Consider the following 15,495-nt stretch of genomic DNA (forward strand, 5'->3'; position numbering starts at 1 on the left):
TTTATATTCCGTTCAAGAATTAAGACCCTTCTCGCTCCTCTATTACACTTCCCTATTATAAGTTTATCTGATAATTTTGTAAATTGTATAGTTACCTGAAAATTGGTATTCTAAACTTACTGAAAGAAAAATAGAATAACGGAGCGTGAAGCCATGAATAATCAATTAGATGCAATCGTAAAAAGTATGGCAACTAGTGAATTAAATTATGATATACAAAAGATCCAAACGGAGCACCGGCTTAAGTTGGCTCAGTTTTGGGGAATTAAAAAGGGAGACAAGGTATTAGAGATTGGCTGTGGACAAGGGGATACGACTGCAGTACTTGCTGCTTTGGTCGGGGAAAATGGCGCTGTGCACGGGATTGATATTGCTTCCCCTGATTACGGTGCACCGTTAACATTAGGAGAATCCATGCAGCAACTACAAAACTCACAGCTTGGATCTAGAATTACCGTTGAATTCGAATGCGATATACTGTCGGGCGAAATAGATTTTCCAGACAATTCCTTCGATGTTGTTGTGTTGTCCCATAGTTCTTGGTACATGAGCTCTGCCGATCAGTTAGAGCAAATATTATCCAAGCTAAAAAAATGGGGTAAAAAATTATGCTTTGCGGAATGGGATACCAGAATCACAGATTCGGCACAATTACCTCATTTTCTTGCGGTGCTCATTCAGGCGCAATATGAGTGCTTTAAAACGGATAGCCTTTCCAATATTCGTACCTTATTTACACCGATGGATTGTATGGAAATAGCTGAAAAAGCCGGATGGCGTATTATTGAAGAAACTTCGATTCACTCTCCTGCGTTGCAAGACGGGGAGTGGGAAGTCTATCAAACCATAGATGACTATCAGGATTCACTGGCAAGCATTGTGGATATTCCTGCAAAATTTAAAACGCTAATTGAATCGCAGATCAAACTTTTGGAAGCATCAGCAAAAGCAAATACGCTTAAACCGATGGCTGCTTTTACTTTTACCGCGGAATAGGCTTGCTTTAACTGCAAACGAAACGTAAAAAGTACCCTAAGCGATTATATGCTATCGTAATAATATCGAGATGTTCTCTAGAGCATCTTTCATTTCTTTTTTTATTGAGGTGATTACGTGGATCATGATGAGTACAAAGCATTTTTGAAGCAGCAATATTCCCGTCAGATTCGACCGTTACAATCAGTTAATGACGTTATCTCCGCATTTCAAAAGAAATTAGATATTGTTGAAACAGAATTATCAGAATCCGAAGCCATTTTCTTAAAAATGACAATTCTTAACTATATTAATGTACACAAAAACGACCCTATAAAATCTAACTTGGATAACTTAAATTTCATTTCATATGAGGTAGTAAGAAACGAAAAAAGTAATCATTACTACAATCATGTGGGGATTACATCTGATAATGAAAGAATACTTGTCGTTATTGAATCCCAGTTAAATGCAATAACCTCCAATTGCGAAGAACTAAAAGTTGATATGATTATCGAACGTGGAATCGACACATCTCATGTTAATCATGAAACACCTGAGTTTTTTGCATATCTAATGCTTTTTGATTCTCATAATGAAAATCATTGACTACGACAGGGGATAAAAAGACAACATTTTATAGAAAAGTGAAAGTGTTACAGGAAAATTAATTCTCGATTTTAAGAGTCTATTCTATGGACTCTTTTTTATTTTGGATCTCCCTATCCTGAATTGATAGATTAAGTAGTTCATCGAGTCAATCAACACAATCACTCCTTACGAGTGGAGAAATCATTTGATATTCATATTCTTCCTTCAACAACGAATATACCACCGTATCATGAAATCTCACACCGTCATAATCGGTCTGTCTTAGCACGCCATCTTTATGAAATCCGAACTTTTCTAGTAGTTTCCTAGAACCCACGTTGCCGGCAAATATATCCCCAACGAGTCGATTCAGCTTTAAGGTCTCAAAGAAAAATGGCAAGATGACGCCTAGAACTTCCGTCATGACACCTTTCTTCTGATATTCCTTTCGTATCACGGCACCCATTTCTGCCTTTTGATGGAATACATGCAACTTATGAAGTCGGAATTGACCTACTAGCTGCCCAGATTCCTTATGGATGATAACCCATGGGATTTCCTTGTGCGCTAAGAAATTATCAAGCTGTCTAGAAATAGCTTCCTCCATCTCCTGCTCCGATTGAACCGGATAGGCAGTGATAAATTTCATTGTTTCCTTATCCTGCATAAAGGTAAATAGATCGTTGGTATCTTGTAGCGTTATACCTCGCAGTAGGTAGTTTTCTGTTTCCAATTGTGGTATGGTCGATAAAATTAGCTGATTCGTCATCCTTTACCTCCAAATGTTATTTCTTCATTACCATTATCTAAACGGAAAGGCAGTTTTTTTGCAACAAAAAGCGACGTAATCATTTCTACCCTAATGATTACGCCGCTGTAAAATTAAGCCTCAATACCAACGCCATTAACCTGTTTGACAAACTCTTTCATCAAGCCTGGCAGGTCTGGCCACGCATGACCGGATATTAGATTTCCATCTGTATGATTAGATTCACTTACATACGTAGAGCCTAATGCTTCTATTTCTGGCTTGCATGCAATATATGCTGTTAGCTCACGGTCCTTCATATGCTCTCGCACCGTCGTTAATACTTGCGCTGCGTGACATACAGCTGCAATTGGTTTATTTGTTTCAAAAAAATGACTCACAATCGAAGGGACATGTTCATTTAATCGCATATGCTCCGGGGCACGACCTCCTGGAATAATTAACCCGTCAAATTCCGTTGGATCAACTTCAGCAAAGCTTGTCGTAGCCTCTATTAAATAGCCCTCTTTTTCCGAGTATGTTTCCCAACCGACGAAGTCATGAACAACTGTATGCAATTTCTTCGTTGACGAGGCAGCGATTGTTGTCTCATAGCCTTCCTCTAGGCACCGAAAATAAGGATAATAGATTTCCAAAGCCTCGACTGCATCTCCAGCAAGAATTAATACCTTTTTGGTCATGATAACTCCTCCTTAAATAGTTTATACACACGCTATTACTATATTCTCTCCCCAACTTAAATAGTCCTCCTAGAAAATCGGACTTTAACGAAACTGTAATAGTTTTTTAATACGCATATCTATGAATATTGCACCATTTCCTTTTGAATAGTTTCCTTTATGAGGTCCATTACTTTTATCCTCATGTTCAGTTTTCTTGTAAGTATATCCGCTTATTTTCTTGAAATGCGGCAGGGATATCCGTTTTCTCGTCGAATTTCTTACTAACTCTAGAGGCTACTAATGGGAAGGAGGAGAAAAAATGAGACAAGCACTCTTAAACAATACCTTTTTCAATAGTTCATAGGGGAGATTGATGAAAACACGTTTCAGCTAAAACAACTATCTGCCTTAGAAGTTTCAAGAAGTCTTTCTTAAAAATCATTATTAGGAGGAGATTGAATATGAAGCTTTATTTAGATCCTGGTCATGGTGGTACAGATAACGGAGCTAGTGGAAACGGGTTATACGAGAAAAATGTCAATTTAGCTATCGCTTTACGTATTCGTGATACGCTCTTGAACAATTACGATAATGTTGAGGTTCGCATGAGTCGAACAACAGACACAACCAAGAGCTTACAGCAGCGCACAAATGAGGCGAATGCCTGGGGCGCTGACTACTTTTTATCCATTCATTGCAATGCCTTCAACGGATCGGCACAGGGATATGAAGACTATATTCACAGTAATTTAGCTGATTCATCCTTAACGGCACAATACCAAGATATTCTCCATACAGAAATCACCCGCGTGAACCAACTAACCAATCGCGGACAGAAGAAAGCAAATTTCCATGTCTTACGTGAATCAAATATGCCGGCACTATTAACCGAGAATGGCTTTATTGATAATAGCCACGATGCAAACTTGATGAAGCAAGCCTCTTGGCTCCAGGCGGTGGCTGAGGGTCATGTTAATGGGTTAGCTACTGCATTTAATTTACCGCCGAAACAGGCCGAAAGCGAAATCCTATACAAAGTAATTGCTGGCTCTTTCCGCGCGAGAGAAAATGCAGAAGAACGTGCTGCCTACCTGAGCAATAGAGGAATTGACTCCTTTATTGGAACTGTAACCGTTAATGGCGTCCTCTGGTATCGCGTTCAAGCAGGGGCATTTTCTACTCGAGACAATGCCGAAGAAAGATTAGTAGCCGTTCGTAATGCGGGAATTACCGATGCTTATATTATTGAGGAACAGACGATTACAAGAGCACCAGTCTCCTCACGTAATTAGCAAAAAATAGTAGGGTACTATTAAAAGTACCTCAAAAAAGAAAGCTCACGCAGTATCCATCTGTGTGAGTTTCTTGTTGCCCTCCAAATACGAGTAGGCATAATCCAAAACGATAGTATTTAAGCTGTGTTTTCATCTGTTAACCACCTCGCAAACGCAAGTAAATCCCCAAAATACATATCCGCTTCTGCTCTAATTCCCTCGCGCTTTCCAACCAATACCGTTTTCGCGCCAGCTTTCCGTCCAGCTTCGATATCTGGGTCTCGATCTCCCACCATATAGCTCTTTTTCAGATCAACATCATGTTTCGTTGCCAAGTCGATAAGCATCTGGGGCTCTGGCTTACGACAAGCACATCCTGCATGGGGCTTATGTGGACAATACGCAACATCATCGATTTCTGCACCAAATTCCGCTAAGTCTTCTTTCATTTTTTCATGGACGGCTTTTAAGGCAGACTCTTTCATATACCCGAGTCCAATTCCACCTTGATTGGTCACTACGAATAGTTTATACCCTGCATTGTTAAGCTGGCTTATTGCCTCGCCAACACCTGGCAGTAAATAAAAGTCACTCGGTCGATTAACGAACTTTACCCGCCGACTTAGCACCTCATTTATTACCCCATCACGATCAAGAAAAATGGCAGACTTCATCTATATCACCTTCCAGCTATTAACTAAATCTCCTGTGTAGTATTTCCTTAATTGTCCCTACCAAAACACCCCCTATATAGCGATTGACATATGTCAGAAACAAGGTTAAGTTCAATTTAACAAAACTAATTAGGAGCTATGATATGTCCATTATTAAAAAGCTAAATCTCAAAAAGTATACGAATATGGCTGTACTGAATCAACCTACTGATTATGATACGTTTGAAGAGGTTCAAGCATCCCTTTCAAACAATCACGATGCGATAGTTATATTTATAGAAACATTAGACGACATGGTTAACTATACCAATTTAATCATAGAAAACGAACATTATTTAATGGAAAAGGGCTATCTCTTCTTTGCCTACCCCAAAAAGGGCAACAAACGGTATGAAACCTATATTCATCGCGATGCCATTTTCCCTGCTTTACAGGTAAATGAAGCAGGATACATCGGTGATAGCGATATAAAGTTTGCTCGAATGGTAAGCATGGACGATGTTTTTACTGTCGTTGGGTTAAAACGTGAGAAAAGAAAAGTCAAAAAGACTTCCCCCTCAAGTCAATCTGTTTCAGATTACGAAGAAAACGTTCAGGATGTGGAAGCTTTATTAACGAATCATCCAAAGGAACTACAGTTCTATCAGCATCTAACTCCGGGATACAAAAAAGATTGGGCACGATACATCTTTTCAGCTAAGCAACAGCAAACCCGCGACAAGCGTGCTGAACAAATGGTTGATATCCTTTCAAAAGGCTATAAATCCATCGCTTTATACCGGATGAATAAACAATAGCGCCACCACTATCAAACACTAAATGAACTGCACCTCTATCTAGAAGTGCAGTTCGATTTTATTTTATAATCGTTAATACCTGTAACAGATTGAGCCATTTATTCACATTTGCAGGAAGCTGATGAAACCTTTCGTCCGTGATAATGTTTTCATTCGGTAATTCCGTTATATTAAGCGCTGTACATGTCTGTTCAACCAACGCTAATAATTCAATTTCTTCCTGATCAAATGCAGACAAAAAGTTCGCTTCACCTAACGCTTCTTGAAGTAATTTTTCTAGTTCCATTAGTGTGCGACTATTAATTTGATACAAGTCTTGAAAATCTATTTCTACGAGACTTCTTAAATGATCATCGCCAACATAGGACCATTTTTCTGTATAGATTTCGGGAATCATGAAAATAGCATCCTGACTACTATCACGATTAGTGCAATGAATTTCCATGCCACAATGATTACAGCTAATCGTTCCAACTTGGCCATAGTTAGCCCGCTGATAATGGAAAAATCCATCGACTTGATTTCGACAAGATGCACAATACGCTGGGGTTACTGTAACGTTCAACGAACTACCATCGACCTTAAACGTAATCTCGCAATCTATTTCTCTTGCAGGATTCTCGATTAACATGATCATAAAATCCCCCTCTTCTTCTCTTTTTAACTCTCTTTATAGTATTCGAGATAAAATGAAAAAACCCTTTTTATTACAAAAATCACTACGATATTCGTTTGATAAATTCGCTAACTTCTTAAAATGGACACATATTTCCGCTATGGTTCCCGTATGCTTTATCAATTAGATGGAAGGTGGTGAATGGTATGAATACAACCGTACAGTTCAATGTAAATGGGATGCATTGTCCAGACTGCCCAACAAAAATTGAAAAAACAATCGCCAAGCTGGATGGCGTCACTGCGATTAATGTCCAGTTAGCGTCAGCTCGTGGGCAAGTAACCTTTTCTCCTGATCAACTAGCATTCGTCGATATTACTGAGGAGATAAGAAAACTAGGGTTCGATGTAAGCAATAGCGCTCCTATTAAAAAGGCACGGTAGAGTTACACAAGTTAGAATCCTTTTGACATACCTACGAAAATATAGTACATTACCTAAGGACGAACAATTTCGTTCGGTTTCGAATAAATATTCGTTTTTAGGGGTGAAAGTTATGGAAAATGTATTTGATTACGAAGATATCCAATTAATTCCCGCAAAATGTGTTGTAAATAGTCGTTCAGAATGTGACACTTCCGTAATGTTTGGTGGACGTAAATTCAAATTGCCAGTTGTGCCTGCAAATATGCAGACGATTATAGATGAAACAATTGCACTACAGTTAGCTGAAGATGGCTACTTTTATATCATGCACCGCTTTGAGCCAGAAAAACGAGCTGCCTTTATTACCGATATGCAAGCACGTGGCTTAATTGCATCGATTAGTGTTGGGGTAAAAGAAGAAGAATATCGCTTTATTGAAGAACTAGCTGCTAATAATCTAGTTCCAGAATATATTACAATTGATATTGCGCATGGTCATTCCAATTCTGTGATCAAAATGATTCAGCATATTAAGAAGCTGTTACCAAAGAGTTTCGTAATTGCAGGGAATGTCGGAACACCAGAAGCCGTACGCGAATTAGAAAATGCTGGAGCTGATGCAACGAAGGTTGGGATCGGCCCCGGAAAAGTATGTATCACAAAAATTAAAACTGGATTTGGAACAGGTGGCTGGCAGTTAGCGGCACTTCGTTGGTGTGCAAAAGCCGCAAGTAAACCAATTATTGCTGATGGTGGTATTCGCACACACGGCGACATCGCTAAATCCGTACGGTTCGGTGCATCCATGGTGATGATTGGATCCTTATTTGCCGGACACGAGGAATCGCCAGGGGAAACGGTTGAAAAGGACGGAAAGCTGTATAAAGAATACTTTGGTTCCGCATCCGAATTCCAAAAAGGTGAAAAGAAAAACGTAGAGGGTAAGAAGATGTTAGTGGAGCATAAAGGTTCCCTAAAGGATACATTAATTGAAATGGAACAAGACCTACAATCCTCCATCTCCTACGCAGGCGGAAACAAACTAGAAGCCATCCGCAACGTAGACTATGTAGTCGTAAAAAACTCTATTTTTAATGGGGATAAAGTATATTAAGTTCCATGAGGCTGTGACAAAGTAAAATGCGATAGTAAATCACGAACAAAACATTAGCACTAAATCAGCGACGTATTTTTCCTGAGCGGATACATGTGCCAAATACTCATTTTGTTGTTCATATTTTCTTCCTATTTACTTTTGCCCCAGCCTTTTTTTCTGTAAACAAAAAAGCACGTGTCTCCACGTGCTTTTAAATGTTAATCAACCATTTTTTGAAGCTCCTGCAATTGGAAGGTCCGAACAGATCTAGGTAAAAATCGACGAATCTCATCCTCGTTATACCCTACTTGAAGACGCTTTTCATCAATAATAATTGGTCGTCTTAATAGACCAGGATTTTCTTGGATTAATTGATATAAATCCTTCATTGGAAGCTGATCAATATCCACATCAATTTCCTTAAACACCTTTGAACGCTCGGAAATTATCTCTTCCGTGCCATCTTCTGTTAATCGCAAAATGCTTTTAATCTCGTCAAACGATAACGGCTCCGAAAAAATATTTCGTTCTTTAAATGGTATATTATTGTCTTGGAACCATGCTTTAGCCTTTCTGCAGGATGTACAACTTGGCGTAACGTATAGTGTTACCATGTAATTACTTCCTTTCTCTAAAGTAGAGATTTACAAATTCAACCATAATGTATGTACTATGGTTCAATTCGCCTGAAGACTTAATTTATTGCCATATTGAACTGTATTAATCTATACATGTTAAATGTCTTTAATTCAATATAATACTAATACAATTGGCACTTTGTGTCAACCTTGCGAGCTTCTGTTTTCCTGTTATTCAAGCCCTTTTTCATGGAAAATACATAAGTCCTATTGCTTCAGTATGCCCGTTTGCCGATACAATTTATACAGGTTACCGGATGGATATTTTTTTGCAAAAATATTGAAGCAATTGCTGCCCTATTTACCTGTCATTCATACAAACACGCTACCGGAATCCAACCAACCTCACCTGTGAACTTTTTAACGAGGACATATCCCGCACAGCTATCATCCACCATTTTGACAATTTCGTTTTTATCAACGGATAAAAACGTTGTACTGAGATCATCTCTGCAGAAGAGGGTATTATCCTTCTCCACTAAGTATTCATTCTTAATCCACTGCTTTACGCTTACGTTACGATTTTCACATAAGGTGAAGTATTCTTCCTGTTCTAGCTTATGCATCTCATAGTTTGGATATGTTACGGTTCCTACCCTATTTGTTGTATCTTGGTGTGCTCGCTTCACCACTACTTGTTTATCCAGCGCATCCACAAACGTATGCGAAATTTTCCCATTTTCGATAATCAAGGCATTAAGCTGCCCATCCTTTTTAATTTGGTTTCCGCCATCAATAGAGATAATACGTTTTTTATGGTCGATTAAAGGATTGTGGCTACTTACCTGATCGGCACGATAATTGACAACTGGCCAATGCCCGACAATGACTGTTTTATCTGCTTGATGTCCTGATTCATGAAATGCTTTTATATACAAGGCATTTGTTTCTTCCGTCTTGCGCCAATCTATGCGATTCTCAATACCAGCATGAACAATTAAGTAGTCCTCTAGTTCGTAAGCAGTTGGCAAGGACTCCAGCCATGCTAGCTCTTGGGAAAAATACGTACGGTAATAGTCTGCTAGTTCTGCTAAACTCGAAAAATCCTCCATAGATTTTCCGTGCTTTGCCATCATTTCATGTAGTAAGGAGTTTTTCCGCCATCGCATATACGGTAAAATCTCTTCGTCTTCCTCAAGCACATAGCGAAATGCAACATCACAATTACCTTTTGTTAAAAAGATGGTTGGATGCTCCTGAATGAAGGTCCGAATATAATGAACCAACCCTAAACTATCTGGTCCCTTTTCACAAAGATCTCCGTTGATAATGAGGTAATCATCATCCTTGAAGTCTACTTTTTCTAATAGGTTTTTAAAAAGGGCTATATCTGCATGAATGTCTGAGGTGATAATGAGTCGCTTCGTTGCATCGAGTTTTAGCTTCTGTACTTCTATCATTGATCTGCTTCCCCCATCTGGTCGTTTCGTTACGTTCCATTTTCACTACCTGCTATCATTATTCTATCCCTGCTACCTCATACTTTTCAAGATTGAACAAAAGCGCAGAAATTTCTACGCTTTCTCATATTCTTGTATACTAACGATTCTCCAACCATTCTTCTAATTCGCTTGCAACCATTGGTTTTCCAAAATAGTAGCCTTGCACCTCGTCACAGTTTTCTTGCTTCAAGAAGTTTAGTTGTGATTCATTTTCAACACCTTCTGCAATCACTCGTAGATTCAAATGATGTGCCATCGTAATAATGGTTGACACCATCATTTCATTAACCTTGTCCACCTCAATTTCATTAACAAATGATTTATCAATCTTTAATTTATCAATTGGAAAACTCTTCAAATAATTTAAGGAGGAGTAGCCAGTTCCAAAATCATCGAGCGAAATTTTTACACCTAGCGTTTTCAGCTGTTTAAGCTTCTTGTTGGTATAGCTATGATCAATCATGGCCATACCCTCCGTAATCTCAAGCTCTAAATAATTCGGATCAATTCCGGTTTCTTGAATTACCCGCTTCATTACGTTAACTAGGTTTCCTTGCTGGAACTGTTTTGCCGATAGATTAACAGCGACTTGAATCGCTGGACAACCAACATCAGTCCACTCCTTCATTTGTCTAGCAGCAGTCATTACAATCCACTCTCCTAATGGATTAATTAACCCTGACTCTTCTGCTAGTGGGATGAATTCTGATGGCGCTATCGTCCCTAATTCCGGATGATTCCAACGAACCAATGCTTCTACACCCGTCATTTTCATGGTTTGAATATTTATCTGCGGTTGGTAATGAAGCACAAATTCCTGATTTTCTACCGCTTTATGCAAATCTTTTTCTAACTGCGCTTTCCTTATTAGGCTATCGTTAGTTTCTTGATTATAGAAACAGTACTGATTCTTACCATTTTCTTTTGCTCGGTACATCGCGACATCGGTATTTTTGAAAATTTCCTCTGGATTAATGGCGTCGTCCGGATAGATACTGATTCCAATACTCGCAGAAGTAACAATCTCATAGCCGTCGATAATGAACGGTTCAGAAAGTCTCTGAATAATTCGTTTAGCAATGTTTTCTGCATCGTTTCTCGTTCTATCCTGAGCAAAAATAACAAACTCATCGCCACCAGTTCGATATAGACATTGATCATTTTCAAGCAGCGGCTGCACCCGGTTTCCAACTTCTTTTAACAATTCATCGCCAATGGTATGGCCAAATGTGTCATTGATAAATTTGAATCGATCCAGATCGAAAAATAGCACTGCTGTGTTCTTGTCACTACCTTGACCAATAGACTTATTCAAGGTTTCTTGCAATAACCGTCGATTTGGCAAACCAGTTAAATCATCATGGTAGGCTTGAAACTCAATGGTTTCCTTATAATTCGCAAGGTATGTAGACATTTGGTTTACACCATCTGCCAATGCCCCTAATTCATCTTTTCGATTTGTCTTATGAAAAACACCAAAGTTTCCTTTCGAAATTTCTTTTACTTTTTCATTAATTTCTAATACTGGCTTTGCAACTCTGGCTGAAAATAGGTACATGAACACAAATACAAATAGAATTAGGATACTTGATGAGATTACATTCCGCACGATATATCCGTGAAGGACACTGTTGACGTTGTGATAATCCTCTACAATCCCCACTACATATTCCTCGTCCTCTTGCATCGGATAAAAATGCTTAATAATCTCTTCTCCATTGATTTCAGTAACATAGCTGACCAAATCACCCGTATCCATCGCAAGCTTTACAGCTGCTTCATCTTGCTTGTCATCGCGATACCAGTAATCCCCAAACAAAATGGGTTGCTTGTCCATCGGGATAAAGGATGTTCCATTAGGAGCGGTATACCAAATTGTTTCTTCACCAAAATAATCTGGGTTGTATCCCGTTATTTCTAAGATGCCGTCATTTTCTTCCATAATTTCATGGATGATTTTATCCGTCGCCAAATTATCCTGATAGCCGTAAAAAGAATCAATATTAATATACGGATTAAGGATGTAATTCGTCGTACCATCATAGTAGTAACCGTATTTAACGACTTTATCTGGATTGGATAAGGAAGTATTAATCGGCCCTGCCCAATAATTGTTCAGTGCTTGCCCTTCTGGAATGGTGACCTGATATTTCGTAAATAATTGATTAAATGCGGTATACCAATAACCCCATTCCTTGGTTCCTAACCCGATTTCTTTCGGATCGGATGATTTTTGGATGACAATATCATCACCTTCTTGTACTAAAAGTGAAATATCACTTACCCCCAGCCGCTTACTTAACCGTTTTAATTCTTCATTTGTAACGTTCTTACTATCACGATCCAATTTATTAAGTGCAGCAATCGAGGCAAATCGCAAGCTGCGTCCAATCATATTCTCTGCATTTCTTGAACCACTTTCTGAATTTGTGATCGTATTAAACACACTATCTATGACAATTCGCATGTTCTGTTTGCTGTTTTCTAGTAAATTATCTTTCGTAGAATAATAGCCACTTGCTGTATTTATAATTAAAAAAATCGTAATTACGAGTGATAATATTAGTGAAAGCTTCGTACGTATTGACACAGTTGCACACCCCTAAAGTCTAACCACGCTAGTTAAAAATACCTATATGTTATCCAGGCTACGTTTTAATTTTTTTCCTAATCTCAAAATAACAAAAACACCCAATTATTATATCATAATAACGGGTGTCGTTTGTTCACTTTTTAGATTAATCGGTATCTGTTCTTTGGTCTTCCTTTACTGCCATATTGGGCGATTACCTCAACCTCTCCCTTACTTTCTAAGTACGTTAAGTAGCGATGTATCGTTTGGTAAGCGATTGGCAATGCACTCTTTAATTCGTCTATCGTGACTGCTTTCTGTTGGGCAAACAAATAATTTTTAATTGTCATTAATGTGTCTTGCTTAATCCCTTTATTGACATAGGCAGTATGATGATCTGCTGTTAGCTTACTCAATTTCAAATTCAACCGCAGTCTAGCAATTAAATCCGGTGCTTTGATTGGCTTTATCGCAAAGTCCGTTGCTCCTGCTTCCATTGAAGAATCTGCTACCTCTTGCCTCGCATCAGCCGTTAGGATAATGATTGGAATGTGCTTATTCCGTTTTCGTATTGACTTCGTCGTGCTAACCCCGTCACCATTCGGCAGATGATAATCTAGCAAAATCAAGTCTGGCTTCATAATATCGAAAAACGTGATAGCCTCCATTCCATTTGCTGCTTCTACAACACGCCAGCCCGCAAATCGGCATATTTCTTTTAACGTATAGCGAATGCCTTCATTATCATCCACGACTAAAACGGTTGTGCTCATATCACATCACCTACTTTTTTCGAATTATGCTATACATGTGATGGCTTCTTCCGCTCTCGTTGTTTTGCTTTATCTCCTTCAATAACTATTGCCCGGGAAAACCGTCCTTCTTATCCAAAAAAGGATAAAGCGATAACTTTATCCTCTATCATACTATTAAATTTACAGAAATGGCACTATCGTTTTAATTTTGGGTCTAAAGCATCACGTAGACCGTCACCAAATAAGTTAAATCCTAAAACAAACAGGAAAATAGCTAGTCCTGGGAAAGCGACTACCCATGGTGCATTTTGCAAGGCAGCTCGCCCGTCACTTAACATGGCTCCCCATTCTGGCGATGGCGGCTGCGCACCTAGACCAAGAAAACTCAGTCCCGCAGCATCCAAGATTGCCGTACCAATCCCTAATGTTGCTTGGACAATAATTGGAGCTAAGCTATTGGGTAAAACATGTCCTAATAAAATCCGGCCGTGTTTGCCACCAATGGCACGTGCCGCTTCGATAAATTCCGTTTCCTTCACCGATAGAACAGCAGAACGTACAATTCTAGCAAATTGAGGCACACCTACTATTCCAACCGCAATCATAGCATTGCGCAAGCTCGGACCAAGCACTGCCACTAATGCAATTGCTAGAAGAATACTAGGAAATGCCATCATAATATCCATAATGCGCATAATAATCTGATCGACCCAACGACCAAAGTATCCAGCAATCGCTCCCAAGGTAACCCCAACTATCATGGATATACCTACCGCAATTACACCAATTTGAATGGAAATTCTCGTTCCATAGACGATCCGGCTAAAAATATCCCGGCCTAATTCATCGGTTCCTAGCCAATTTTCTCCTGTTGGCGGCTGATAACGATTGGGAATATCCTGTGCAATCGGATTATGGGTTGCGATTAATGGTGCAATTAGGGCGGTAATAATCAGAATTAAAATAATCACTAACCCGACAACTGACGTTTTGCTTTTTACTAGTCGATGGATTGCATCCACCCATAAATTTCTAGATTTACTCGGTAGTATTTCTTCCGTTGTCATATCTGAACTGGGAATTGGTTGAAGTGGCATGAGCTGCACATCCTTTCCTATGGTCTACCATGTAAGCTTCTGCTCGCGTTGGTTATTCGAATTTAATTCTTGGATCCAAATATTTATACAAAACATCCGTTACTAGATTGACTAATACAAAGATAATCGCAATCACCAAAATTGTACTTTGAACCACTGGGTAATCGCGTCCAAGAACCGCTAAATATACATATCTACCAACACCAGGCCACGAGAAGATTGATTCGGTTAAAACCGCTCCTCCGAGCAACATGCCAAATTGCAAGCCAATAACCGTCAGTACAGGTAACGAAGCATTTTTTAATGCGTGTTGAAATATTATAATGGGCTTCTTTAGCCCTTTGGCATTTGCTGTACGGATATAGTCCTGGTTCATCACTTCAAGCATACTGGACCTTGTCATACGGGCAATAATTGCCATGGGGATAGTAGCTAATGCCACACCAGGCATTAGTAAATGGGTTAATACATCCCAAAACGCCGTCCAATTTCCAGTAAGTATACTATCTAGCAGATAAAAATTCGTGATAGTTTGTAAATCAACCCCAGTTGATAACCGACCACTCGGTGGAAGAATATTAAAGGTAACCGAGAAAATCCAAATCATCATAAGTCCTAACCAGAAGATTGGTAGGGATACCCCAAAGAGTGCTCCGGTCATACTAAGATTATCGAACCAGGAATATTGTTTAACAGCTGCAATGACACCAGCTAATACACCAATAACAATTGCTAGAATCATAGCAAACACAGCCAATTCCATCGTTGCTGGAAGCTTTTGAAATAGTTCTAAACCAACACTTTCTTTTGATTGTATAGACTCCCCTAAATTCCCCTGCACTATATCCCCTAGGAACCTACCATATTGCATAAAGTATGGGTCATTTAATCCTAACTCTTCTCGCAACGCCTCTAATTGATCTGCGGTAGCTTTTTCTCCTAATATGCTTCTAGCCGGATCGCCTGGCACTAAATGGATGAGGGAAAAGGCAAGTATGGAGACACCGATCAATACGGGGATTAGCATAAGTAGTCGACGAATAATGTATTTTACCATTGCTTATTCCTCCATTGATAAGGAATATGTGCTGCCTCCTGTAATTAAAAGGCAG

Annotated in this window: 16 protein-coding genes; 6 read left to right on the plus strand and 10 right to left on the minus strand. The window is 39.1% G+C overall.

The window, feature by feature from the left end:
* Positions 1-153: 153 nt before the first annotated feature.
* Both JF53_RS13675 and JF53_RS13680 read left to right on the plus strand, forming a co-directional pair.
* Complete coding sequence (locus JF53_RS13675) at positions 154-996, plus strand: class I SAM-dependent methyltransferase (protein WP_047980339.1); 843 nt, start codon at positions 154-156, stop codon at positions 994-996.
* A 117-nt stretch (positions 997-1,113) separates the two neighbouring features.
* Positions 1,114-1,584: a hypothetical protein gene (locus JF53_RS13680; RefSeq protein ID WP_047980338.1), complete on the plus strand. Its 471-nt coding sequence runs from the start codon at positions 1,114-1,116 to the stop codon at positions 1,582-1,584.
* 148 nt (positions 1,585-1,732) lie between these two features.
* Here the strand turns inward: JF53_RS13680 and JF53_RS13685 are convergent, their stop codons facing one another.
* Positions 1,733-2,335: a GNAT family N-acetyltransferase gene (locus JF53_RS13685; protein ID WP_047980337.1), complete on the minus strand. Its 603-nt coding sequence runs from the start codon at positions 2,333-2,335 to the stop codon at positions 1,733-1,735.
* Between the two features lie 113 nt (positions 2,336-2,448).
* Positions 2,449-3,015, minus strand: a complete 567-nt coding sequence (locus JF53_RS13690) for a DJ-1/PfpI family protein (RefSeq protein WP_047980336.1) — start codon at positions 3,013-3,015, stop codon at positions 2,449-2,451.
* 443 nt (positions 3,016-3,458) lie between these two features.
* On the opposite strand from JF53_RS13690, the gene JF53_RS13695 reads away from it, so the two are divergent.
* Positions 3,459-4,289, plus strand: coding sequence for an N-acetylmuramoyl-L-alanine amidase (locus JF53_RS13695; RefSeq protein WP_047980335.1), 831 nt, complete (start codon positions 3,459-3,461; stop codon positions 4,287-4,289).
* Between the two features lie 119 nt (positions 4,290-4,408).
* Here the strand turns inward: JF53_RS13695 and JF53_RS13700 are convergent, their stop codons facing one another.
* Positions 4,409-4,945 carry a D-glycero-alpha-D-manno-heptose-1,7-bisphosphate 7-phosphatase gene (locus tag JF53_RS13700; protein WP_047980334.1) on the minus strand — a complete coding sequence of 179 codons (537 nt, stop codon included), beginning with the start codon at positions 4,943-4,945 and terminating at the stop codon, positions 4,409-4,411.
* Positions 4,946-5,088: 143 nt separating this feature from the next.
* Between JF53_RS13700 and JF53_RS13705 the strand changes: the two genes are divergently transcribed.
* Positions 5,089-5,742, plus strand: a complete 654-nt coding sequence (locus JF53_RS13705) for a YdeI/OmpD-associated family protein (protein ID WP_047980333.1) — start codon at positions 5,089-5,091, stop codon at positions 5,740-5,742.
* A gap of 58 nt (positions 5,743-5,800) precedes the next feature.
* Here the strand turns inward: JF53_RS13705 and JF53_RS13710 are convergent, their stop codons facing one another.
* Positions 5,801-6,373 (minus strand): hypothetical protein, encoded by a 573-nt coding sequence (locus JF53_RS13710; RefSeq protein WP_157052528.1) that lies wholly within the window; start codon positions 6,371-6,373, stop codon positions 5,801-5,803.
* A 191-nt stretch (positions 6,374-6,564) separates the two neighbouring features.
* Between JF53_RS13710 and JF53_RS13715 the strand changes: the two genes are divergently transcribed.
* Positions 6,565-6,801 (plus strand): heavy-metal-associated domain-containing protein, encoded by a 237-nt coding sequence (locus tag JF53_RS13715; RefSeq protein ID WP_047980331.1) that lies wholly within the window; start codon positions 6,565-6,567, stop codon positions 6,799-6,801.
* A gap of 112 nt (positions 6,802-6,913) precedes the next feature.
* Positions 6,914-7,897, plus strand: a complete 984-nt coding sequence (gene guaC / locus JF53_RS13720; protein WP_047980330.1) for a GMP reductase — start codon at positions 6,914-6,916, stop codon at positions 7,895-7,897.
* A gap of 200 nt (positions 7,898-8,097) precedes the next feature.
* Here the strand turns inward: guaC and spxA are convergent, their stop codons facing one another.
* The 6 genes from spxA to JF53_RS13750 all read right to left on the minus strand — a co-directional run bounded on the left by spxA (position 8,098) and on the right by JF53_RS13750 (position 15,440).
* A complete protein-coding gene (gene spxA, locus JF53_RS13725) occupies positions 8,098-8,493 on the minus strand; it encodes a transcriptional regulator SpxA (RefSeq protein WP_047980329.1) in 396 nt (131 codons plus the stop codon).
* 332 nt (positions 8,494-8,825) lie between these two features.
* A complete protein-coding gene (locus JF53_RS13730) occupies positions 8,826-9,917 on the minus strand; it encodes a metallophosphoesterase (RefSeq protein ID WP_047980328.1) in 1,092 nt (363 codons plus the stop codon).
* Between the two features lie 139 nt (positions 9,918-10,056).
* On the minus strand, positions 10,057-12,549 hold the full coding sequence (locus tag JF53_RS13735) for an EAL domain-containing protein (RefSeq protein WP_047980327.1): 2,493 nt from the start codon (positions 12,547-12,549) through the stop codon (positions 10,057-10,059).
* A 143-nt stretch (positions 12,550-12,692) separates the two neighbouring features.
* Positions 12,693-13,304, minus strand: coding sequence for a response regulator (locus tag JF53_RS13740; protein WP_047980326.1), 612 nt, complete (start codon positions 13,302-13,304; stop codon positions 12,693-12,695).
* A gap of 176 nt (positions 13,305-13,480) precedes the next feature.
* Positions 13,481-14,383: a nickel transporter permease gene (gene nikC, locus JF53_RS13745; protein WP_201777910.1), complete on the minus strand. Its 903-nt coding sequence runs from the start codon at positions 14,381-14,383 to the stop codon at positions 13,481-13,483.
* A 52-nt stretch (positions 14,384-14,435) separates the two neighbouring features.
* Positions 14,436-15,440, minus strand: coding sequence for an ABC transporter permease (locus JF53_RS13750; protein WP_047980325.1), 1,005 nt, complete (start codon positions 15,438-15,440; stop codon positions 14,436-14,438).
* Positions 15,441-15,495: the final 55 nt, after the last annotated feature.

Origin of the sequence: Ornithinibacillus contaminans (genome assembly GCF_001038425.2) — a bacterium.
In the GTDB taxonomy this organism is placed as follows: Bacteria; Bacillota; Bacilli; order Bacillales; family Amphibacillaceae; genus Ornithinibacillus; species Ornithinibacillus contaminans.

What these genes read in the sequence shown, in the direction of transcription:
- JF53_RS13730 (WP_047980328.1), bottom strand. Translation starts at nt 9,917, where the DNA reads ATGATAGAAGTACAGAAGCTAAAACTCGATGCAACGAAGCGACTCATT.
- JF53_RS13705 (WP_047980333.1), top strand. Translation starts at nt 5,089, where the DNA reads ATGTCCATTATTAAAAAGCTAAATCTCAAAAAGTATACGAATATGGCT.
- spxA (WP_047980329.1), bottom strand. Translation starts at nt 8,493, where the DNA reads ATGGTAACACTATACGTTACGCCAAGTTGTACATCCTGCAGAAAGGCT.
- JF53_RS13750 (WP_047980325.1), bottom strand. Translation starts at nt 15,440, where the DNA reads ATGGTAAAATACATTATTCGTCGACTACTTATGCTAATCCCCGTATTG.
- JF53_RS13710 (WP_157052528.1), bottom strand. Translation starts at nt 6,373, where the DNA reads ATGTTAATCGAGAATCCTGCAAGAGAAATAGATTGCGAGATTACGTTT.
- JF53_RS13690 (WP_047980336.1), bottom strand. Translation starts at nt 3,015, where the DNA reads ATGACCAAAAAGGTATTAATTCTTGCTGGAGATGCAGTCGAGGCTTTG.
- JF53_RS13715 (WP_047980331.1), top strand. Translation starts at nt 6,565, where the DNA reads ATGAATACAACCGTACAGTTCAATGTAAATGGGATGCATTGTCCAGAC.
- guaC (WP_047980330.1), top strand. Translation starts at nt 6,914, where the DNA reads ATGGAAAATGTATTTGATTACGAAGATATCCAATTAATTCCCGCAAAA.
- JF53_RS13700 (WP_047980334.1), bottom strand. Translation starts at nt 4,945, where the DNA reads ATGAAGTCTGCCATTTTTCTTGATCGTGATGGGGTAATAAATGAGGTG.
- nikC (WP_201777910.1), bottom strand. Translation starts at nt 14,383, where the DNA reads ATGCCACTTCAACCAATTCCCAGTTCAGATATGACAACGGAAGAAATA.
- JF53_RS13695 (WP_047980335.1), top strand. Translation starts at nt 3,459, where the DNA reads ATGAAGCTTTATTTAGATCCTGGTCATGGTGGTACAGATAACGGAGCT.
- JF53_RS13685 (WP_047980337.1), bottom strand. Translation starts at nt 2,335, where the DNA reads ATGACGAATCAGCTAATTTTATCGACCATACCACAATTGGAAACAGAA.
- JF53_RS13675 (WP_047980339.1), top strand. Translation starts at nt 154, where the DNA reads ATGAATAATCAATTAGATGCAATCGTAAAAAGTATGGCAACTAGTGAA.
- JF53_RS13740 (WP_047980326.1), bottom strand. Translation starts at nt 13,304, where the DNA reads ATGAGCACAACCGTTTTAGTCGTGGATGATAATGAAGGCATTCGCTAT.